Below are 20,881 nucleotides of genomic sequence, written 5' to 3' on the forward strand. Positions count from 1 at the left end.
TGCCTCAGACAGGTGTTCTCGGCTCGGACTCTTGGGCGACCGGGGATACATGGCGCTTGGCCTCACGATAGAACGTGTAGAGGCCGGACGCGATGACGACTGCAGCACCGGTGAGTGTCCAGAAATCAGGGAGTTCCGCAAAGAAGACGAAGCCCAGCAATGTCGAGAAGATCAGGCTCGTGTAGCGGAACGGCGCCACGAAGGAGATTTCGCCCGTTCGCATCGCCATGATCACGGACTGATAGCCGATCAGGACGAGAATGGCCGCGAGTAACAGATGGAAAAGCGACGCAACGCTAACCGGCTGCCATCCACCGAGCAGCGGCGTCAGCAAGGCGCCGACGATCGTCACGGAGACGGCAGTGACCACGGTGATCATCAGCGACGGGATCTCCGGGCCGATGCCGCGCGTGGCGAGGTCGCGGCCGGCCGTGGTGAGCACGCTGCCGACGCACAGGAGTGCGGCGGCCGTGAAGCCGTCCGGTCCCGGTCGAATGATGATCAGTACACCAAACAGCCCCACGAGAATCGCCGACCAGCGACGCCAGCCGACTGGTTCCGAGAAAAACAGCGCCGCGCCGAAGGTCACGACCAGCGGCAGCGATTGCAGGATGGCTGAAGCATTCGCGATCGGCATCATTCCAAGCGCAGTAATATAAGTAACGGCTGCCAATATCTCGCAAATGACGCGGACGATGACCATCGGCTTGAGCACCATGCGCCACGACCGCAATGCGCCCATGTAGCGCGCGATGACGTAGACAAAGATACTGGTGAAGAGGCCGCGCAGGCACATGATCTGGCCGGCATTCATGTAGGCGATGACTGATTTGGAGAGTGCGTCGCTGCAGGAAAATCCGGCCATGGCCGAACTCATGTAGATGGCGCCCTGGGTATTGCGGGACCGCGGCATGTCGATATTCCGATTCTCGTACACGTCCTTTTAGAGGGTGCCAGGCGGGATGGGAATCGAAGGAAAGCCACACCTGACATAATTCGATTGCGCAGTGCACAATAATGCAGGCGATGCGTGCCGACACTGCAGGAAACGGGTGGCTGCCAGCCCCAATCTCTGAGATTTGGAATACCGCCAACAACAAGCGGAGGTTCCGATATGAGATATCTGGATGGCAAGGTTGCGATCATAACAGGCGCGAGTTCCGGTATCGGCCGGGCAGCGGCCAAGCTCTTCGCCGCGGAAGGTGCGCTGCTGGTCGTGGCGGCGCGGCGCGAGGCCGAACTCGGCATGCTGGTGGAAGAGATCGGGGATGCAGGCGGCGAGGCGGTCGCGGTCGCGGGCGACGTGCGCGAGGAGGCTTTGAACCGGCGGCTGGTCGAGGTGGCGTTGCAACGCTTCGGCGGTCTAGACGTCGCCTTTAACAATGCCGGCAGCGCGGGCGAATCCACACCCGTGGCCGAACTGTCGCTCGGTGCCTGGAATGAGATGATTGCGGTCAACCTGACGAGTGCCTTCCTTGCGGCGAAATACCAGGTGCCGGCGATGATCGAGCGCGGCGGCGGATCGATCGTCTTTACCTCGACGTTCGTCGGCCATACGGCGGGGATGCCCGGCATGGGTGCCTATGCAGCCAGTAAGGCGGGACTGACCGGTCTTGTGCAGGTGCTCGCGGCCGAGCTCGGTCCGAAGAACATCCGCGTCAACGCGCTGTTGCCCGGCGGCACTGATACCGCGATGAATCCGGCCAATTTCGAGAATCCCGATAGCGAACTCGTGGCCTTCATCCACGGCCTGCATGCGCTGAAACGCCTGGCGCAGCCAGAGGAGATCGCCAAGGCGGCGCTCTTCCTCGGATCCGATATGGCGAGCTTCGTCACGGGAACAGCCATGCTGGCGGATGGCGGGGTATCGATCAACCGGACGTAGTTTGCACGATCCGGCGAGCGTCACCCGCCGGTGACGCTCATGTGGCGGGCAACGGCGGGTCGATTATGGGTGCGGTCGATGATGAAGTCGTGGCCTTTCGGCTTGCGCGAGATCGCCTCGTCGATCGCGGCATAGAGCAACCCGTCGTCTGGTGTGGCGCGCACGGCAGCGCGCAGATCGGCGGCGTCGTTCTGTCCGAGGCACATATAGAGCGTGCCGGTGCAGGTCAGCCGCACGCGATTGCAGCTTTCGCAGAAGTTATGCGTCATCGGCGTGATGAAGCCCAGCCGGCCGCCGGTCTCCCTGACTTCGACATAGCGGGCCGGGCCGCCGGTGCGGTAGCCGATCTCGGAGAAGGTGAACTGGCGTTCGAGATCGGCGCGCAGCTTCGACAGCGGCAGGTAGCGATCGGTGCGGTCTTCCTCGATTTCACCCATCGGCATGGTTTCGATGACGGTCAGATCCATGCCGCGACCATGCGCGAAGCGGATCATCTCGGGCATTTCGACGTCGTTGAAGTCCTTGAGCGCCACCGCATTGAGCTTGACCTTGAGGCCGGCTTTCTGTGCCGCATCGATGCCTTCCATCACCTTGTGGAAGTCGCCCCAGCGGGTGATCTGGCGGAACTTGTCGGGATCAAGCGTATCGAGGGAAACATTGATGCGGCGCACGCCGCAATCATAGAGCTCGTCGGCGAAGCGGGAGAGCTGCGAGCCGTTGGTGGTCAGCGTCAGCTCGTCGAGGCCGGAGCCGATCTGCTTGCCGAGTTCGCGCACCAGATACATGATGTTCTTGCGCACCAGCGGTTCGCCGCCGGTGAGCCGCAGCTTGCGCACACCTTTCGCGATGAAGACGGAACAGAGCCGATGGAGTTCCTCGAGCGTCAAAAGCTCCTGCTTCGGCAGGAAGGTCATGTGTTCGGCCATGCAATAGGTGCAGCGGAAATCGCAGCGGTCGGTGACGGACACGCGCAGATAAGTCACGGCCCGCTTGAACGGGTCGATCATCGGTTTTGCCTCTGCGACCAGTGGCGATGCGCTGCCTGTCGTTCCGACGTTGCTGTTCACGAATGCCTCCGCAATGCTACTAATGTGCGTATAGGCTATTGCCGCGTCAAGGGAAACGCTTCTTGGGCACGGCAAATTGAACTTGCCTCGCCACGCTGCATTGCCTACTCGTGATTTTGAAGGGGAATGGGATCATGAGCGATATCTGGCCGACTGAACTCAGAGTTTCGAAAGACCGGCAGCACCTCGTTGTCACGTTCAACGACGGGCAGAGCTTCGATCTTTCCGCCGAGATGGCGCGTGTGCTTTCTCCATCCGCGGAGGTGCAGGGGCACGGGCCGGGACAGAGGGTGACGGTGCCTGGCAAGCGCAATGTCGCAATCATCTCTCTGACACCGACCGGCAACTATGCGGTGCGCATCGGCTTCGACGATATGCACGATACCGGCATCTATACCTGGACCTATCTGCGCGAACTTGGCGAGCATGGCGAAGAGCTGTTTGCTGCCTATGAAGAAGAGCTGCGCGACAAGGGCATGAACCGCGACACGTCAGAGAAGCCACGCTGAACGACAACGGCCACAAGGGGGAGTGCATGGCGGGAACGAGCAAACGAAACTGGCTGCGCGCCAAGGGCAGCCCGAGTGAAAGTAGGGTGACCTTTCTCGAACTGTTCTTCGATCTCGTTTTCGTCTTCTCGATCTCGCAGCTCTCGCACGCCCTGGCGGCCCATTATACGCCGATCGGCGCTCTTGAGGCCGGCCTGATGACGTTTGCGGTCTGGTGGGTGTGGATATTCACCGCCTGGGTGACCAATTGGCTCGATCCCGACAAGATGCCGGTTCGGGGCATGCTCGTCGTGCTGATGTTGCTTGGCCTCGTTCTTTCCGCGTCTATCCCGGAGGCTTTCGGCGATAAGGGGCTGCTCTTTGCCGGCGCTTACGTGCTCATGCAGGTCGGTCGATCTCTTTTCGCGGCCTATGCGGTCAAGTCGGACGCCTCCAAGTACCAGAACTTCGTCCGCATCAGTAGCTGGCTAATTTTTTCCGGCGTATTTTGGATCGCCGGCGGCCTGCTGCAGCATGACGCGCGGATGATCGCATGGCTTATTGCAATTGCCATCGAATATGCCGGTCCGGCGAGCGGCTTTGCCGTGCCGGGACTTGGCAAATCGACCACTTTAGACTGGGACGTGTCAGGCGCCCACATGGCCGAGCGTTGCGCGCTTTTCGTCATCATCTGCCTCGGCGAGGCGGTGCTGGTTTCGGGGCGGACATTTTCTGAAATGCCATTTTCAACGTTGACCGCGGTCGTCTTCGGGACCGGATTCGTCGGCACGGTGGCGATGTGGTGGCTCTACTTCCGTTTCGGCCACGAGCGGGCGGCGCATCGCATCGAGCACGACGAAAAGCCGGGAGGCGTGGCGCGGCAGGCGTTCACCTATGCGCATATTCCAATCCTGGCAGGGATCATTGTCCATGCCGTCGCAGTCGAGTTCATGTTCTCGCACCCGCACGAGACCGGCAATCTTGGCGTAATAGCGTCGGTGCTCGGTGGCTCCGGACTGTTCCTTGCCGGCAATCTCTGGTTCAAGGGAGCGACCAGCGCGCGCTTGCCGCTGTCGCACCTTGGGGGCCTCGTGCTGCTGATCCTGCTTGCCTTCATCGCACCGTTCATCGAGCTCTACCTTGCCGGTATCCTTGCGACGCTGGTGCTGATCATCGTGGCCGCATGGGAATATAAATCCCTTGCAGGGGGGGCAGTCGGCCACACCGTTCACTGAATCAGTCTTCGTAGACCAAGTCCTGCTGTAGGACACGGATGATCCGTTCCATCGAATCGGCCATCGCCATGCATTGTTCGATCGGTTCGGGTGACAGCACGCGCTCGATGAGATCGGTCTGAATAACCATGGCCTTTTGCGTGACATCGCGGCCTTCCGGCGTCAAAAAGAGCCGAAGCACGCGCTTGTCCTTCTCGTCGCTACGCCGTTCGATCAGCCCGCGCTTTTCCATCTGCGGCAGGAGCATGCTCATGTTCGAGCGGCCGACCAGCAGTTTGCGCGCGAGTTCCTGCTGCGAGATACCTTCGAAGCGGTAGAGATTGATGAGAATATCGAGATGCGGGGTCTTGATATCGAGTTCGGTGAGCGAGCGGCCGAGCGACTGCTGCATGAGCTGGCAAGCGCGGGCGACAGCGATCCAGCTGCGAAAACGCGGATGATCCCAGGGTAGGGATTGATTTTTGTTCATCGTTGTACTTTATTGTTCAGTGTTGAACATTGTTGGATTCCCACTATGACAAACTTTGCGCTGAAGGTCACCCGCCTCGGATTTTCGCTGTTGCAGTCGGTTTCGCCGCGCATCGCCGGAAAGGCGGCATTCCGTCTGTTTTGCGTAACGCCCTCCACGAAGCCCAAGGGCGAGAAGGCTAAAGCAGCACATGCAGCGGGCGCGGAAAAGCTCGCCGGAGCGGAGCGGTTCACGCTTCGTCTTACCGGCGGCGGACGGGCGCATGCCTATCGGCTGAACGGCGGCGCTTTGGGGCGCCGCCCCCGGTATCTTGTGACGCACGGCTGGGGATCGAGCGGCGCGTATATGGGCGATCTCGCGGAGACGCTGGCGGCAACCGGCGCGGAGGTAATCGCAGTCGACTTTCCCGGCCATGGCCGCGCGGCGGGGCGGGTTCTCCACATGGGCATGGCGGTAAAGGCAATCGCGGCAGCTGAGCGTCGATTCGGGGCGTTCGACGCTGCAATCGGCCACTCCTTCGGCGGCGCTGCACTGATGGTGGCGGCGGCAGGGATGCTGCCCGGTGTTACTGCCGTGCTCCCGGAGAAGCTCGCGCTGATCGGCTCGCCGAGCGAGATGCACTGGCTCTTCAAGGATTTCGGCAAGATGATCGGCCTTGGACGGTCGGCGCAACAGGTGCTTGAGACCGAGGTGTTCCGGGTCACCGGCCGGCGATTGGAGGAATTCGACGCGAGCAGGGCCGCCGACGCGATCCGGCGCCCGGTGCTGATCGTGCATGCCGAAGACGATAAGGAAGTGAACGCCAACCACGCGCGGCGTTACGCGGCGGCAAGCGATCATGTGCGGCTCTATTGGGCCAATGGGTTCGGGCATCGCCGGATCGTCGGGGCGCGGCCGGTTCTGGATGCAATCACCGGTTTTCTCGCTGAGGGCGATGCGGACAAAGCTGCTGAGATCATTCCGCTTTTCGATCTTCCCGCCAGGCGTATGTCATTGTAACGTCACGCTAGGCAGCTAAAGGCCGCCACGACAACGCGGGCAGGACAACCATGAAAATCGTCGAAACGGTGGAAGAACTCGCGGCGATCTACGCTGGCGGGTTGACGCAGGCATCCGTGGCCAAGGTGACGGATTGTCTGACGCCGCTGTATCGCGAAATGATCGAGGCATCGCCCTTCGTGGCGCTGGCGACCGTGGGACCCGAAGGGCTCGACTGTTCGCCGCGCGGCGATATTGGCGGGGTTGTGCGCATCATCGACGACAGGACGCTGCACCTGCCGGACTGGCGCGGCAACAACCGCGTCGATTCGCTCTCCAACATCGTCCGCGACCCGCGCCTGGCGCTGATGTTCCTCATTCCCGGATCGAACACAACGATGCGCATCAACGGGCGCGGCGTCGTGACCAATGACGAGGCGGTCCTTTCCAGCTTCGAGATGGACGGAAAATATCCGCGGACGGTGATCGTCATCACGATCGACGAGGTTTATTTCCAGTGTGCTCGTGCGCTGATCCGTTCCGAGCTATGGAACCCGGAAACCTTCGTCGATCCGAAGAGCCTGCCGACACCGGGGTTGATGCTGAAGGCGGCGACCGGGGATTTCGACTACGAAACCTATGATCGCGAATGGCCGCAACGCGCGGCCAAGACGATGTGGTAACTTCAGTCGTTCTTCCGAATAGGCTCGCACGCAGGCTATCGATGGCTGTTGCTTGCGATAGCGACAGGTGTCGTGACGATCGCAGCTCATCGACGGCAACGGGCAGGCCGGGACGGTATCGGCTAAGATTTATGCCTTGTAGATCAGCCAGCTTTTTGTGAAGTCTTTCTGCATACCGTCTTCGAAGAGGACGCTGCAGTTGCGGCCGGAATTCTTGGCGCCGTAAAGCGCCACGTCGGCCTTGTGATAAAGCTCGCCGGCGTCCTCGGCGTAGGATGCCATGCAGACGCCGACCGATACGGTGACGGGTCCGTAGTTGACCCTCGTGCGCGAGTTCGTGAAGGGTGTCGTTTCCAATGTGCGGCGGATGCGTTCGGCCGTTCCCATCACTTCCTCGGAAGTGTTGCCCTCGATGATCAAGGCGAACTCCTCGCCGCCGGTGCGGGCGACGAAAACGTCGCGGCGTACATTGGCTCGGATGACCGAGGCGACAGTCGCAAGGATCTTGTCACCCACCGGATGACCATAGGTGTCGTTGATCTTCTTGAAGTTGTCGATGTCAGCAAGCACGAGCGCGGTAACTGGACGCATTGCCGGATTGTTGAAGACGGCCGACAGGCGGTCGTCGAAGGCACGTCGGTTCGACAGGCGCGTCAACGAGTCAGTATTGGCAATGCGCTTATACTCGTCGAGTTCCTTGCGGACCTGATCCATTTCCTGCGAACGCTGAACGACGTTCTCGACCGTGCGTTCGCCGTGCGCCATGGTGTCGCCGGTTGCCTCGGTAAGCAGGGTGAGGGCGTTTTCGATAAGCTCCACGCTTGTATGGTTCTTCGAGCTGATCCGCTTGTAGGTTTCGCCGAGAAGCTTGTTGTAGCTCTCCAGCGATATTTGCTCCTGGCGAAGGACGCGCAACAGTGTCTCGAGCTCGGCGGCGATGCGACCGTGCGCGTCGTCGAACACGCGGGCAGGGCTGTGCGCAAAGTATTGTGCACCGAGGGCATCCAATTCGCCCTGCGTCGCCTGACTGCCGAGCGCCGCGAGGTCGCGAGTCAGCGCCGGGTTGGAGCCGATGTAGGCTTCGTAGAAGAGTTCGTAATTGCGAGGGATCGGCGCAACGCCCATGGAGCGCATGGCGAACGTGATCTGACCTGCCACGTCGGGAACCTGCGCCCTCGTTGGCGCTGCGGCCGTCGTCATGCGACTACTCCTCAATTGAATGTCAAATGCAGTCTTTAATTGGTTATCCTACAAATATTGGGAAATGATTAAGGGGGGATATACCAATGATTACATATGAGATTTGTCCGATCTTCTCCATACTTGCTTATCGCATTGATTTTATCTGAGAATTTGCATCGACGTAACAATTGTTGCGCCTTATGCGCGAGTAACGCGAAATAAAAAATCCCACCGGCCGTTTTGGTTGCTTTCGATCGTCTCTAAATTGTTGACAGTCGGCGTCGATTGGTCGCGCTGTTGTGCGTCGCCGAAGTGGCGCACGTCCCTTCCCAGCGAGCCGCGGGGCTCCGCTGGAAGGCCAGAGAGCATGAAAACGTCTTGTGACACTTCACCCATCGTGCTCGTCGCCGTCGTTGTCGCTGGGTCTGTCGCGCTGAACCAGCAGGACGGCTCCTTCGATGGGGTCTTGCGCAGCGCCGTCCTCGCCAGTGTGAGGGCATAGGATGTACTCAGCATTGCGGGCTCCAAGAGCGAGATCGATAGCGCTGCGGTCGACCATCGGGCGACCGCAGCGACGAATTGAGGCCGATCAGCCGAGGTTGAATTCCTGGAAGAAGTCGTTGCCCTTGTCGTCGGTGACGATAAAAGCCGGGAAGTCTTCAACCTCGATTTTCCAGACGGCCTCCATGCCGAGCTCCGGATATTCCAGGACGTCGACCTTCTTGATGCAGTCCTGCGCCAGCCGCGCGGCCGGTCCGCCGATGGAGCCGAGGTAGAAGCCACCGTGCTTCTTGCAGGCTTCGCGCACGGCGCGGGAGCGGTTGCCCTTAGCAAGCATCACCATCGATCCGCCGAAAGACTGGAACTGGTCGACATAGGAATCCATGCGGCCGGCCGTGGTCGGGCCGAAGGAGCCGGAGGCATAGCCTGCCGGGGTCTTGGCCGGACCGGCGTAATAGACCGGATGGTTCTTCATGTAGTCGGGCATGCCTTCGCCCTTTTCCAGCCGCTCGCGGATCTTGGCGTGGGCGAGGTCGCGTGCGACGATAATCGTTCCCGTGAGCGAGAGACGGGTCTTGACCGGATGCTTGCTGAGCTCGGCGAGAATGCCGGACATCGGCTGGTTGAGGTCGATGCGGACCATCGATTCCGACAGGTTCGACTGGTCGATCTCGGGCATATATTTCGACGGATCCGTCTCCAGCTGCTCGATGAAGATGCCCTCGCGGGTGATCTTGCCCTTCGCCTGACGGTCGGCGGAACAGGAGACGCCGAGGCCGATCGGCAGCGAGGCGCCGTGGCGCGGCAGGCGGATGACGCGTACGTCATGACAGAAATACTTGCCGCCGAACTGAGCGCCGATGCCCATCTGCTGCGTCAGCTTGTGGATTTCCCTCTCCATCTCGATATCGCGGAAGGCGTGGCCGCTTTCAGAGCCTTCGGTCGGCAGATCGTCGAGATAGCGCGTCGAGGCGAGCTTGACAGTCTTCATGTTCATCTCGGCGGAGGTGCCACCGATGACGATCGCAAGATGGTAGGGGGGACAGGCTGCCGTACCTAACGTAAGGATCTTCTCCTCAAGGAAGTCGATCATGCGGTCATGCGTCAAGAGCGACGGGGTGCCCTGGTAGAGGAAGGTCTTGTTGGCCGAACCGCCACCCTTGGCGACGAACAGGAAGTCATAGGCGTCGGTTCCCTCCTCGTAGATATCGATCTGCGCCGGCAGATTGTTCTTGGTGTTCTTTTCTTCGAACATCTTGACAGGCGCGAGCTGCGAGTAGCGCAGGTTCTTCTTTTCGAAGGCGTCCATCACGCCTTTGGCGAGAGCCGAATAGTCCTCACCTTCGGTCCAGACGCGGCGGCCTTTCTTGGCCATGATGATCGCCGTACCGGTATCCTGACACATCGGCAGCACGCCGCCGGCTGCGATGTTGGCATTCTTCAGCAGATCGTAGGCGACGAAGCGGTCGTTGTCGGTGGCTTCCGGATCCTCGAGGATCGAGGCGAGTTGCTTCAGATGGCCGGGCCGCAGGAGATGGTTGATGTCGGCGAATGCCGTTTCGGCCAGCAGGCGAATGCCTTCCGGCTCGACGGTCAGGATGTCCTGTCCCTTGAAGCTGTCGACAGAGACGTAGTCGCTGCTGATCTTGCGGTATTGGGTGGAGTCTTTGCTGAGGGGGAAAAGATCGTCAGCCATCGAAGGGCCTTTCATGCGGATCGAAATCGCAGATGGTCTATTCGGGCATCTTCGCAATTGCAATAATTCTAAAACTTGTTTGTTTTAGTCATGAAAGCCCGTGAAAACACCGCCGCGAGGGCGGCGGTGTTTGCGACTTCGATCAGGCTCTTCGCCGGATTTACTTCGGGCCGATCATCGTTTCGGGACGGACGATCGTGTCGTATTCCTCAACAGTGACGAGGCCGCTCGCCAGGGCTTCTTCCTTCAGCGTCGTACCGTTCTTGTGTGCGGTCTTGGCGATCTTGGCGGCATTGTCATAGCCGATCTTCGGGGCGAGCGCCGTGACCAGCATCAGCGACCGGTCGAGGCCGGCCTTGATGTTGTCCTCGCGCGCCTCGATGCCGACGACGCAATTGTCGGTGAAGGAGACGGCGGCGTCACCGAGCAGCTGTACCGACTGGAGGAAATTGTAGGCCATCATCGGATTGTAGACGTTGAGCTCGAAGTGACCCTGGCTGTCGGCGAAGGTCAGCGCCGCGTTGTTGCCGAAGATGTGAATGCAGACCTGTGTCAGCGCTTCGCACTGCGTCGGGTTGACTTTGCCCGGCATGATGGAGGAGCCGGGCTCGTTTTCCGGCAACGCGAGTTCGCCGAGGCCGGCGCGCGGGCCGGAGCCCAAGAGGCGGATGTCATTGGCGATCTTGAAGAGAGCGGCGGCGGCCGCATTGATGGCGCCGTGGCTGAAGACCATCGAGTCATGGGCGGCGAGCGCTTCGAACTTGTTCGGGGCGGTGACGAAAGGCAGGCCGGTGATCTGCGCAATCTCGTCGGCGACCTTCTCGGCAAAGCCGACCGGCGCATTGAGGCCCGTACCGACCGCAGTACCGCCCTGGGCCAGTTCGCAAAGGCCGGGGAGCGTCATTTCGATACGCTTGATGGCGGAGCCGACCTGCGCGGCATATCCCGAAAACTCCTGGCCAAGCGTCAGCGGCGTCGCATCCTGCGTGTGCGTGCGGCCGATCTTGATGATGTGACTGAACTCGGTAACCTTCATGTCGAGGGCGGCATGAAGGTGCTTCAGGCTCGGCAATAGGTGGCGCACGATCTGCTCTGCGCAGGCGATATGCATCGCCGTCGGATAAGTATCGTTCGACGACTGGCTCATATTGACGTGATCGTTCGGATGTACCGGCTTCTTCGAGCCCATCACGCCGCCCAGCAATTCGATCGCGCGATTGGAGATCACCTCGTTGGCATTCATGTTCGACTGCGTGCCGGAACCTGTCTGCCAGACGACCAGAGGGAAATGGTCGTTGAGCTTCCCGTCGATGACTTCCTGCGCCGCATCAACGATGGGGTTGCCGATCGCCGGCTCGAGCTGGCCGAGCGCCATGTTTGTGCGGGCCGCTGCCTGCTTGACGATGCCGAGGGCGCGAACGATCGAAAGCGGCTGCTTTTCCCAACCGATCTTGAAATTGCCGAGCGAGCGCTGCGCCTGCGCACCCCAATATCGGTCATTTTGCACTTCGATCGGGCCGAACGTATCTGCTTCGGTGCGGGTGGAGGTCATGGCCATGCCTTTCTGTCGCGGTGCCTCTCAGAGATGCGGTCTTATAGGGCCGAAACCGGCCGAAGAAAACCGTCCAGAAATGAAAACATGAATGGGCAATTCATATTATTTGGCAGGATCAGTGATCTTTTAGACACGGCTGAATTTTTATCTTTCAGCGGCTTTTTGACCACTGTGTCTTAACGCGAAAATAAAGTAAAAAATTAACCAATAATTTCATAATTTTGTGTGAACTGCGGATCAACGCAAGCGTTCGTCGCGTTACTGTAGGTTGAGTTGGCCGAGGCTGGCGGCGGCGCCTGCTTTCTGCCATGTGACGCTCGCGCAGGATGAAACGAGTTCTGAGGCGGGTCTCGCCCGCGATTTGAAGACAGCATGACACTGGGACTGGATAAAAGTATGACATTCCTTCTGAGAGGTGCGGTTTCCGCACTCGCGCTTTCCTGCGGTATAGCTGCGATGGGTGTCGCGCCCGCGCATGCCTACACGTTGATGGATATGATCCGCGGGGATCGCGCGCGGACGCAGAGCACGATTGTCAATCCGAGGTCATCGGTTCCTTCGTTCCTTCAGTCGGCTCCGGACGCGCCGCTGCCGAAGGTGTCAAGCCCGCGCTACTATACCTACCAGCCCGATGCGATGCGCTTCGTCGATACCGGCAAGTTCACCGATCCTGTTGTCACAGGAGCAGTCGCCGACGCGTCGGCGGTGACCGAGACGATGCCGTCGGTTCAGCGCCGCTTCCTCATCGAGGCAAAGGTGCGCGCACCCGTCGACGTCGCCAAGGCGCTAGAGGCCTATTATGGTGACGTGAAGAACCCGCTGGTTTGGCTCACCGGAACGGATGTGAATGATCGCGCCAAGGCCGCGATGGCCGTATTGGCAGACGCGGCGTCGGTTGGTCTCGACGCGGCCGACTATGCGGTCCCGGTGCCGACCGAGGATCCGACCAATCCGGATCCAGCGATCCGCGACCGCGCCCTGACGCAGTTCGAGCTGGAGCTTTCTGCCAAGGTGCTCGCCTATGTGCAGGATACCGTGCGCGGACGCATCGATCCGAACAAGCTCTCCGGCTATCATGATTTCAAGCGTAAGGATGTGAACCTCGCGCCGGTGCTGAAGCTCGCCCGCATGAGCCCGGATACGGCAGCCTATCTCAGAAGCCGGACGCCCGATGGGCCGCAGTTTGTTGCGCTCGAGGATGAGTTGGCGAAGCTGCGCGCCGAAGGCGCAAGCGACGACCGCATCGATATTGCCCTGAGCGGCCTGCTTCGTCCGGGCGATAACTCTTCCGAAATCCCGAATATCGTGAAGGCGATCGACAAGCGCGGTTCGGCCGCCCTCAAGGGCGAACATGCAGCGACGCTCGCCGCATATACAGGTAGCACCGACTATTCGCCGGAGATCGTTGCACTCGTCGAAGGTTTCCAACAGGAACATGGCCTGAAGCCGGACGGTGTCATCGGCCAGGCCACGGTCCGCGCCATGACCGGCGGCGACAGCAACGCTTCGAAGGTCGATAAGTTGATCGTTGCCATGGAGCAAGCGCGCTGGCTGCCGGCTGACCTCGGCTCGCGTTACGTTTTCATCAACCAGCCAGCCTACATGGTCTATTACCACAACGACAACAAGGAACAGTTGTCGATGCGTGTCGTCGTCGGTCAGCCGTCGCACCAGACCTTCTTCTTCCAGGACCAGATCGAGACGGTCGAGTTCAACCCGTTCTGGGGCGTGCCGCAGTCGATCATCATCAACGAGATGTTGCCGCGCCTGCGCTCCGACCCAAGCTATTTGGATCGGATGGGCTATGAAGTAACGGTTGGCGGCCGCGCCGTGGCGTCGTCCAGCGTCGACTGGTACGGGTCTACGACCAACGTCTCGGTGCGCCAGCCGCCGAGCGACGACAACGCCCTTGGCGAACTCAAGATCCTGTTCCCGAACGCGCATGCGATCTACATGCATGACACGCCCTCGAAGAGCTTCTTCAAGCGCGACATGCGTGCCCTCAGCCATGGTTGCGTGCGCCTTGCTGAGCCGCGTGCGATGGCGGCAGCCGTCTTGAACACTTCGGTGGACCAGATCGGCAAGGAAATCGCCACAGGCAAGAACCACGCCTTGCAGGTTCCGCAGAAGATACCGGTTTACGTAGCTTACTTCACGGCCTGGCCGAACAAGGATGGCGTCGTGCAGTATTTCGACGACGTATATGGCCGCGACGCCTATGTGCAGAAGGCCTTCGAGGCCACGACGAAGGCACGCGACGCGCAGATCTGACCGCGCCGAGCAGATAACACGACAAAGGCGGCCGGCGAGCCGCCTTTTGCTTTTGCGTCAGCCTGCTGCCGCGGCCGGCTCCGCGGAAGCAAAATCCCCGATCAGTTCATCAACGAGCGCAGGCGTCAGCTCCTTGAAATGGGTGATGACGCGGGTCGGCGCGAGAGTCTCGACGGGGACGTCGGAATAGCCGAACGGCACGGCGATCGAAGGCACCCCCGCATTTCGAGCAACAAGAATGTCGTTGACGCTGTCGCCGACCATGATGGTCCTGCGGACGTCGCCGCCGGCGCGTTCAATGGTTCCGAGAAGATGCTGGGCGTCCGGTTTCCTGATCGTGAAGGTATCGCCGCCGGTAATGGTGTTGAAATAGTGAGTGAGTTCAAGCTTCCCGATGAGGCCGCGCGCCAGACCTTCGAGCTTGTTGGTGCAAACGGCAAGCGTGTAGCCGGCGCTCTTCAACTGATCCATTGCCTCGACAAGGCCCGGGTAAGGGAGCGTATGTCCGGGCATGTTGTCGGTATAGTGTGTGATGAAGCGGTCGAGCAGGGCCGGGATCTGCTCCTGTGATAGCCGATGTCCCCGAAGGTTGCAGGCCCGCTCGATCATCACCTTGGCGCCTTGTCCGACGAGATGCGTGAGGTCGTCGTAGCCGACTGGTGCCAAACCGATCGCGGCGATCGTATAGTTCAGGCTTTGCACGAGATCGGCGTGAGTATCGAGCAGCGTTCCATCGAGATCGAATACAACGAGGGCAGGGGTCAAGGATTCCGCCTTTCAGAAATGGTGTCATTCGGCAGTAGGTGATGAGGACGGGAAAAGCAACGTTTCGCGGCAAACGCGACCAGTTGTAAATGCTCACGGCTTTTCGAAAATCATTACGCTATTTTGGCTTTCGTTTGGCAAGCGAGCCGTGTAAACAGCACATCCAACGCAATAATCGGAGTGAGCGGCGCATGGATGCCCGCGAAATGAAGATCAAAGCCGCCGAGGCGGCACTCGCTCATGTCGAATACGGCATGCGGCTTGGAATCGGAACCGGGAGCACTGCCGAAGAGTTCGTGCGCCTGCTCGCGGAAAAGGTTGCCACCGGTTTCAAGGTGGAAGGAGTGCCAACCTCTGAACGCACCGCGAGGCTTTGCCTCGAGCTTGGCGTTCCGCTGAAGTCACTCGATGAACTGCCCGAACTCGATCTGACAATCGATGGCGCAGACGAGGTCGATTCCGACCTGACGCTCATCAAGGGGGGCGGTGGTGCACTGCTGCGCGAGAAGATCGTTGCTGCGGCATCGCAGCGCATGATCGTCATTGCCGACGAGAGCAAACTGGTGGCGACACTGGGCGCCTTCGCGCTGCCGATCGAAATCAATCCGTTCGGGCTTGTCTCCACGCGCATGGCAATCGAAAAGAAGGCTTCGAAATTGGGGTTGGGCGGCACCCTGACGCTGCGCCAAGGCGGTGGCGAAGACTTCATGACGGACGGCGGCCACTACATCATCGATGCATCTTTTGGCCGCATTCCTGATGCAGAGGCGCTTTCAAACGAGCTGAATTCAATACCCGGGGTCGTTGAACACGGGCTCTTTCTCAAAATGGCGGCGCTTGCGATCATTGCAGGTCCAGCAGGTGCGCGCACGCTGCGGGCGAACAGGTAACAGGAGCATTGAAACTTATGATTAAATTTGCAGGTCTTGGCCGTTTTGCTGCTGCGACCGTTATTCTCTCGGGCGTCGCATTTGGCTCTGCCGCACACGCTCAGGAAGCCTCTCCGGAGCAGTTGAAGGCAGCCCGCGCTGCCATCGACGCGATTGGCGCCACTGCGCAGTTCGACAACATCCTGCCTGGCTTGGCTGAACGCCTGAAGGCCGATCTCATCCAGGATTCGCCGAACTACCAGGATGCGATCACCGCTGAGGTCGACAAGCAGGCCTTGGCCCTTGCTCCGCGCCGCGCCGACCTCGAGAAGGAAGCCGCGTTGACCTATGCCAAGGCATTCTCCGTCGAGGAACTCAACGCGATCGCCGAGTTCTACAACTCGCCGGTTGGCAAGAAGCTGCTGAAGGATGGCCCGATCGCATCGCGCGAAACCGTGAAGGCCGCCGACATCTGGGCGCAGGGCATTTCTCGCGATCTGCAGAAGCAGGCGAGCACCGAGCTCAGCAAGGTCATCAAGGCGCCGCCGCCGGCCGCCGATCCGGCCAACCCGGCCGCAACGGCCGCGCCGAAAGCCGCTACGCCGGTCGCAAAGCCGAAGCCGTAAACTGGCGTCAATAAAGATCAAAAGCCCGGCATCGTCCGGGCTTTTGTTTTTGCGGCGGTCGATACTATATCACTTTCACCTCACCAGCCGATTCTGGAGTTTCTCATGACGTCCTACGACTACGATCTCTTTGTCATTGGCGGTGGCTCAGGGGGTGTTCGCAGCGCCCGCGTTGCAGCCGTGCTCGGTAAGAAGGTCGCGATCGCAGAGGAATACCGCTACGGCGGAACATGCGTGATCCGTGGCTGCGTACCCAAGAAGCTTTTCGTCTACGCGGCTCAGTTCCACGAGCACTTCGAGGATGCCGCCGGCTTCGGCTGGACGGTGGGCGAGAGTTCGTTCGATTGGAAGAAGCTGATTGCCGCGAAGGACGCCGAGATTGCGCGATTGGAAGGGCTCTACAAGAAGGGGCTTGCGGGGGCGAACGCAGAAATTCTGGAAACGCGGGCCGAGCTCGTCGATGCCCATACGGTTCGACTGATCAACACCGGCAAGACGGTGACCGCCAGGACGATTGTGATCGCGACCGGTGGCCGGCCGAACCCGCACATGGCTTTGCCGGGCAACGAACTCTGCATATCGTCCAACGAGGCCTTCCATCTGGACGAGCTCCCGAAGTCGATCGTGATTGCCGGTGGCGGTTACATCGCGGTGGAATTTGCTAATATTTTCCATGGCCTTGGCGTCGAGACGACACTGATCTACCGTGGCGCGGAGATCCTTTCTCGTTTCGATCAGGACCTTCGCCAGGGGTTGCACGAGGCGATGTCCGCCAAGGGCATTCGTATTCTCTGCCACGACACGCTGGAGAAGGTATCGAAGCAGGACGGCCGTCTTTCCGTTGAGACGCTGAACAACGGCACGCTGACGGCCGATGTCGTGATGCTGGCGCTTGGGCGCATCGCTAATACCGAAGGCCTCGGCCTGGAAGCGGCCGGCGTGAAGACTGACGAGCGCGGAGCGGTGGTGGTCGACGAATATTCGCGCACCAGCGTCCCGCACATCTATGCGCTTGGCGATGTCACCGACAGGATACAGTTGACGCCGGTGGCGATCCACGAGGCGATGTGCTTCATCGAGACCGAGTACAAGGATAACCCGACCAAGCCGGATCACGAAACGATCGCAACGGCAGTCTTCTCGCAGCCTGAGATCGGTACTGTCGGGCTGACCGAGGAGGAGGCGGGCAAGCGCTACAAGGAACTCGAGGTCTACCGTGCCCAGTTTCGTCCTCTGAAGGCGACCCTGTCAGGGCGTGGCGAGAAGATGATCATGAAGCTGATTGTCGACGCGTCCGGTCGGAAGGTCGTCGGAGCGCATATCCTCGGCCACGATGCCGGAGAAATGGCGCAGATCCTCGGCATCGCGCTCAAAGCCGGCTGCACCAAGGACGATTTCGACCGGACGATGGCTGTGCATCCCACGGCGGCGGAAGAGCTCGTCACGATGTATGCACCGAGCTACCGCATACGGGATGGCATCCGCGTCTGACGCCGATCAGCTTGTGATGCGAGGCGTACGGATGACCTTGAGGAAGAGCGCCTGCATGGCATCTGTGATGCCCTGGGTCGGCGTGACCTCGAAGTAAAGACCGGGCGAAGCGCAGCTCTGCATCTTCGTCGGGATTTCGCTCTGGAAAGGCTTGATCCAGGTGTTGTACCAGCTGTTTTTCGGCAGCGGCAGGTAGGTGGTGTAGAGCACTGCGATCTTGACGCCGCGATCCTTCAGCGGTTTGCAGAAGGAGATGTCGATCGGCTCCTGGCAGCGCTCGCCGGTCTTCGGTTTCGTGCAGTTCGACTTCTTGCTGTCGCCGACGCCGTCCGACACGAAGAACAGAATCTTCTGCGGCTGGGCTTCGGTGCTGCCATCGCCCGGCGTCGAAATGATCTTGTTCATCTGCGTCAGCGAGTTGTCGAAGCTTGTTTGCTGGTCGTTGTTATAGCCCTGTCTCGGAATAGACATCAAAGTGACGGCGTTCGTATAGCTTGCGACCTTGGCAAGGTCGGTGATTGGCTCGGAAATCGTTGTCAGGTTTACGTCCTCCGCCTTCTTGCCGAAGGTGTAGACACCCATTCTGAACTGGTTGTCGGAGGCGCGCTCGGTCCTAGCCGTTTCGGTCAGTTTCTGGGTCGCCTGTCGCACAACGTCTACGCGGAGTGTAACGTCGTTGTTGCGGGCGATATTATAATAGCTGTTCTTATCCTCGACGCCGGCTTCAGACACGACGTGGCACGCGAAAGCGCAGGTATCGGGCGTCTTGCTCTCCATTTTCGCGACGTCCGCAGGCGTGGCGCCGACACCCATCGAGGGCGTATTGTCGATCAGGATGTAGAAATCCATGAACGAGGCCGTCTGAAACATTGCCGTTGCGGTGCCTGATATGTCGACGCTCTTGCGACCGAAGATCTGCATGAAGGTCGTCGGAATAGACGCAGTAAAGGTAACCGCGGAGTTGAGCTTGTTGGATGCGCGGCTGACCTGGACATTGACGGCGACCTGGCTTGCCGTCAGTTCACCCTGCATCTGGCCAACGAAAATGTTTCGCGCGTCGTCCTGTCCGGTCGAGATCGGCCCGTCGCTGGTCATCTTCATTGCGGCGGCGGCTGCGGCCGACTTCTCTGAAATCGCGCCGACGGCTGCTGCGTCGGCCGCCGCGTAGAGCTGCGTGCGGAGGCTAAGCGCGTGCGCGAAGTCGACGGCCACGCCTGCGGATCCGATGAGCGGCACCATCAGGATGGCTGTCAGCATGCCGAAATTGCCAGAACGGTCAGTACAGAAACGATACAAGCTGCGCACGAAATCAGTCCCACGGTTCCACCATGCCATCGGTGTTCAAGCGGGAGTCCTCATGACGCCCATCAGAATTGATGGGTTTCTACGGTATAAGCTTAAATTAGATACAAACTGTCTTGGTATATTGATCGTTAATCGCACGCCCGCTGTTTGAAAACACGTCGCCGAATTCCTTTATATCGTTCGTTGTTCGTCGATTGAATCGGTAGCGCCAAAGAGCGGAACGCCGCTATGCAAGATCGTGCTAAAGGTTTATAAGCCGCCCAACATTTTTAGGACGGAACATCCGGACTGGACCGGATGCTGGAACAGGTGAGTGAGATGGCACAGAATTGGACTCCGAGCAGTTGGCGGCAAAAACCGATCCAGCAGGTTCCGGACTATCCGGACCAGGCGGCATTGGCAGCAACGGAAGCCCAGCTCGCATCCTATCCGCCGCTCGTTTTTGCGGGCGAAGCGCGCCGTCTCAAGAAGCACCTTGCCAATGTTGCCGAGGGTAACGGTTTTCTGCTGCAGGGCGGGGACTGTGCCGAGAGCTTCGCCGAGCATGGCGCGGACAACATCCGCGACTTCTTTCGCGCGTTCCTGCAGATGGCCGTCGTATTGACGTTCGGTGCGCAGTTGCCAGTCGTCAAGGTCGGCCGCATCGCCGGTCAATTCGCCAAGCCACGCTCCTCCGGGATCGAGACGCAGAACGGCGTTTCGCTGCCGAGCTACCGCGGCGACATCGTCAACGGCATCGAGTTCACCGAGGAAGCGCGTATTCCGAACCCGGAGCGCCAGGCGATGGCCTACCGCCAGTCGGCGGCGACGTTGAACCTGCTGCGCGCCTTTGCGATGGGCGGCTATGCCAACCTCGAGAACGTGCATCAGTGGATGCTCGGTTTCGTCAAGGATAGCCCGCAGGGCGAGCGCTACCGCAAGCTTGCCGGCCGCATCAGCGAAACCATGGACTTCATGAAGGCGATTGGTATCACCTCGGAAAACAATCCGAGCCTGCGCGAGACGGATTTCTTCACGAGCCATGAAGCGCTGCTGCTTGGTTATGAAGAAGCGCTGACGCGCGTCGACTCGACGTCTGGCGACTGGTACGCGACCTCCGGTCACATGATCTGGATCGGCGACCGCACCCGTCAGGCTGATCACGCGCATGTCGAATATTGCCGTGGCATCAAAAACCCGATCGGCCTCAAGTGCGGTCCGTCGCTGCAGGCGGACGACCTCCTGAACCTGATCGATATCCTCAATCCGCAGAACGAAGCGGGCCGGCTGACGCTGATCTGCCGCTTCGGACACGACAAGGTCGCCGATCATCTGCCGCGCCTCATCCGTGCGGTCGAACACGAAGGCCGCAAGGTCGTTTGGTCCTGCGATCCGATGCATGGCAACACGATCACGCTCAACAGCTACAAGACCCGTCCGTTCGAGCGGATCCTGTCGGAAGTCGAAAGCTTCTTCCAGATCCATCGCGCCGAGGGCTCGCATCCGGGCGGCATCCACATCGAGATGACCGGCAAGGATGTGACAGAATGCACCGGCGGCGCCCGTGCTGTGACAGCAGAGGATCTGCACGATCGCTACCACACGCATTGCGACCCACGTCTCAACGCCGACCAGGCGCTGGAGCTTGCCTTCCTGCTGGCCGAGCGCATGAAGGGCGGCCGCGACGAAAAGCGGATGGCCGTCAACGGCTGATCAAACAAGACGGAAGAAAAGGAGCCCGGCCGACGCCGGGCTTTTTTATTGGATTAGGACAGACTGTGGGGCGGGCGTTGGTCGTGCCTACAAGGCTTCACCGGACGTGATGCCGAGCGTCTC

The 20,881-nt window shown here is 60.0% G+C and carries 19 protein-coding genes; 11 read left to right on the plus strand and 8 right to left on the minus strand.

The features are described from left to right. Window positions 1–4: 4 nt before the first annotated feature. Entirely contained in the window at window positions 5–913 is a 909-nt protein-coding gene (locus LPU83_RS49315) for a DMT family transporter (protein WP_024312816.1), read from the minus strand. Between the two features lie 201 nt (window positions 914–1,114). On the opposite strand from LPU83_RS49315, the gene LPU83_RS49320 reads away from it, so the two are divergent. Continuing rightward, window positions 1,115–1,885: an SDR family oxidoreductase gene (locus tag LPU83_RS49320; RefSeq protein ID WP_024312815.1), complete on the plus strand. Its 771-nt coding sequence runs from the start codon at window positions 1,115–1,117 to the stop codon at window positions 1,883–1,885. 20 nt (window positions 1,886–1,905) lie between these two features. Here the strand turns inward: LPU83_RS49320 and moaA are convergent, their stop codons facing one another. Continuing rightward, window positions 1,906–2,952: a GTP 3',8-cyclase MoaA gene (gene moaA, locus LPU83_RS49325; protein WP_024312814.1), complete on the minus strand. Its 1,047-nt coding sequence runs from the start codon at window positions 2,950–2,952 to the stop codon at window positions 1,906–1,908. 134 nt (window positions 2,953–3,086) lie between these two features. Between moaA and LPU83_RS49330 the strand changes: the two genes are divergently transcribed. After that, window positions 3,087–3,461 carry a gamma-butyrobetaine hydroxylase family protein gene (locus LPU83_RS49330; protein WP_024312813.1) on the plus strand — a complete coding sequence of 125 codons (375 nt, stop codon included), beginning with the start codon at window positions 3,087–3,089 and terminating at the stop codon, window positions 3,459–3,461. Between the two features lie 26 nt (window positions 3,462–3,487). Continuing rightward, complete coding sequence (locus tag LPU83_RS49335; protein ID WP_024312812.1) at window positions 3,488–4,675, plus strand: low temperature requirement protein A; 1,188 nt, start codon at window positions 3,488–3,490, stop codon at window positions 4,673–4,675. A 1-nt stretch (window position 4,676) separates the two neighbouring features. Here LPU83_RS49335 and LPU83_RS49340 read toward each other — a convergent pair whose 3' ends face one another. Beyond that, window positions 4,677–5,144, minus strand: coding sequence for a MarR family winged helix-turn-helix transcriptional regulator (locus tag LPU83_RS49340; protein ID WP_024312811.1), 468 nt, complete (start codon window positions 5,142–5,144; stop codon window positions 4,677–4,679). Between the two features lie 45 nt (window positions 5,145–5,189). On the opposite strand from LPU83_RS49340, the gene LPU83_RS49345 reads away from it, so the two are divergent. Both LPU83_RS49345 and LPU83_RS49350 read left to right on the plus strand, forming a co-directional pair. After that, window positions 5,190–6,143: an alpha/beta hydrolase gene (locus tag LPU83_RS49345; protein WP_024312810.1), complete on the plus strand. Its 954-nt coding sequence runs from the start codon at window positions 5,190–5,192 to the stop codon at window positions 6,141–6,143. A 50-nt stretch (window positions 6,144–6,193) separates the two neighbouring features. Then, window positions 6,194–6,805 carry a pyridoxamine 5'-phosphate oxidase family protein gene (locus tag LPU83_RS49350; protein WP_024312809.1) on the plus strand — a complete coding sequence of 204 codons (612 nt, stop codon included), beginning with the start codon at window positions 6,194–6,196 and terminating at the stop codon, window positions 6,803–6,805. Window positions 6,806–6,934: 129 nt separating this feature from the next. On the opposite strand, the gene LPU83_RS49355 is transcribed toward LPU83_RS49350, so the two are convergent. Next, entirely contained in the window at window positions 6,935–8,005 is a 1,071-nt protein-coding gene (locus tag LPU83_RS49355; protein WP_024312808.1) for a GGDEF domain-containing protein, read from the minus strand. Window positions 8,006–8,354: 349 nt separating this feature from the next. Here LPU83_RS49355 and LPU83_RS75145 point away from each other — a divergent pair, with 349 nt between their 5' ends. Then, window positions 8,355–8,489 (plus strand): hypothetical protein, encoded by a 135-nt coding sequence (locus LPU83_RS75145; protein ID WP_258579348.1) that lies wholly within the window; start codon window positions 8,355–8,357, stop codon window positions 8,487–8,489. Between the two features lie 87 nt (window positions 8,490–8,576). Here the strand turns inward: LPU83_RS75145 and LPU83_RS49365 are convergent, their stop codons facing one another. Next, window positions 8,577–10,184 carry a fumarate hydratase gene (locus tag LPU83_RS49365; RefSeq protein WP_024312806.1) on the minus strand — a complete coding sequence of 536 codons (1,608 nt, stop codon included), beginning with the start codon at window positions 10,182–10,184 and terminating at the stop codon, window positions 8,577–8,579. 160 nt (window positions 10,185–10,344) lie between these two features. Further along, complete coding sequence (fumC, locus tag LPU83_RS49370; protein WP_024312805.1) at window positions 10,345–11,736, minus strand: class II fumarate hydratase; 1,392 nt, start codon at window positions 11,734–11,736, stop codon at window positions 10,345–10,347. 399 nt (window positions 11,737–12,135) lie between these two features. On the opposite strand from fumC, the gene LPU83_RS49375 reads away from it, so the two are divergent. Continuing rightward, window positions 12,136–14,010 (plus strand): L,D-transpeptidase family protein, encoded by a 1,875-nt coding sequence (locus LPU83_RS49375; RefSeq protein ID WP_024312804.1) that lies wholly within the window; start codon window positions 12,136–12,138, stop codon window positions 14,008–14,010. Between the two features lie 57 nt (window positions 14,011–14,067). Here the strand turns inward: LPU83_RS49375 and LPU83_RS49380 are convergent, their stop codons facing one another. Beyond that, window positions 14,068–14,775 carry an HAD family hydrolase gene (locus tag LPU83_RS49380; RefSeq protein WP_037069758.1) on the minus strand — a complete coding sequence of 236 codons (708 nt, stop codon included), beginning with the start codon at window positions 14,773–14,775 and terminating at the stop codon, window positions 14,068–14,070. A 191-nt stretch (window positions 14,776–14,966) separates the two neighbouring features. On the opposite strand from LPU83_RS49380, the gene rpiA reads away from it, so the two are divergent. The 3 genes from rpiA (at window position 14,967) to gor (ending at window position 17,761) form a co-directional block, all read left to right on the plus strand. Next, window positions 14,967–15,665: a ribose-5-phosphate isomerase RpiA gene (gene rpiA / locus LPU83_RS49385; protein WP_024312802.1), complete on the plus strand. Its 699-nt coding sequence runs from the start codon at window positions 14,967–14,969 to the stop codon at window positions 15,663–15,665. A 17-nt stretch (window positions 15,666–15,682) separates the two neighbouring features. Beyond that, window positions 15,683–16,270: a DUF2059 domain-containing protein gene (locus LPU83_RS49390; protein WP_024312801.1), complete on the plus strand. Its 588-nt coding sequence runs from the start codon at window positions 15,683–15,685 to the stop codon at window positions 16,268–16,270. Between the two features lie 105 nt (window positions 16,271–16,375). Then, on the plus strand, window positions 16,376–17,761 hold the full coding sequence (gene gor / locus LPU83_RS49395; RefSeq protein ID WP_024312800.1) for a glutathione-disulfide reductase: 1,386 nt from the start codon (window positions 16,376–16,378) through the stop codon (window positions 17,759–17,761). 6 nt (window positions 17,762–17,767) lie between these two features. On the opposite strand, the gene LPU83_RS49400 is transcribed toward gor, so the two are convergent. Then, window positions 17,768–19,096, minus strand: coding sequence for a TadE/TadG family type IV pilus assembly protein (locus LPU83_RS49400; RefSeq protein WP_051166622.1), 1,329 nt, complete (start codon window positions 19,094–19,096; stop codon window positions 17,768–17,770). A gap of 288 nt (window positions 19,097–19,384) precedes the next feature. On the opposite strand from LPU83_RS49400, the gene LPU83_RS49405 reads away from it, so the two are divergent. Next, a complete protein-coding gene (locus LPU83_RS49405) occupies window positions 19,385–20,758 on the plus strand; it encodes a class II 3-deoxy-7-phosphoheptulonate synthase (RefSeq protein WP_024312798.1) in 1,374 nt (457 codons plus the stop codon). The last annotated feature ends 123 nt before the right edge of the window (window positions 20,759–20,881 follow it).

The organism is Rhizobium favelukesii (assembly GCF_000577275.2).
Lineage (GTDB): Bacteria > Pseudomonadota > Alphaproteobacteria > Rhizobiales > Rhizobiaceae > Rhizobium > Rhizobium favelukesii.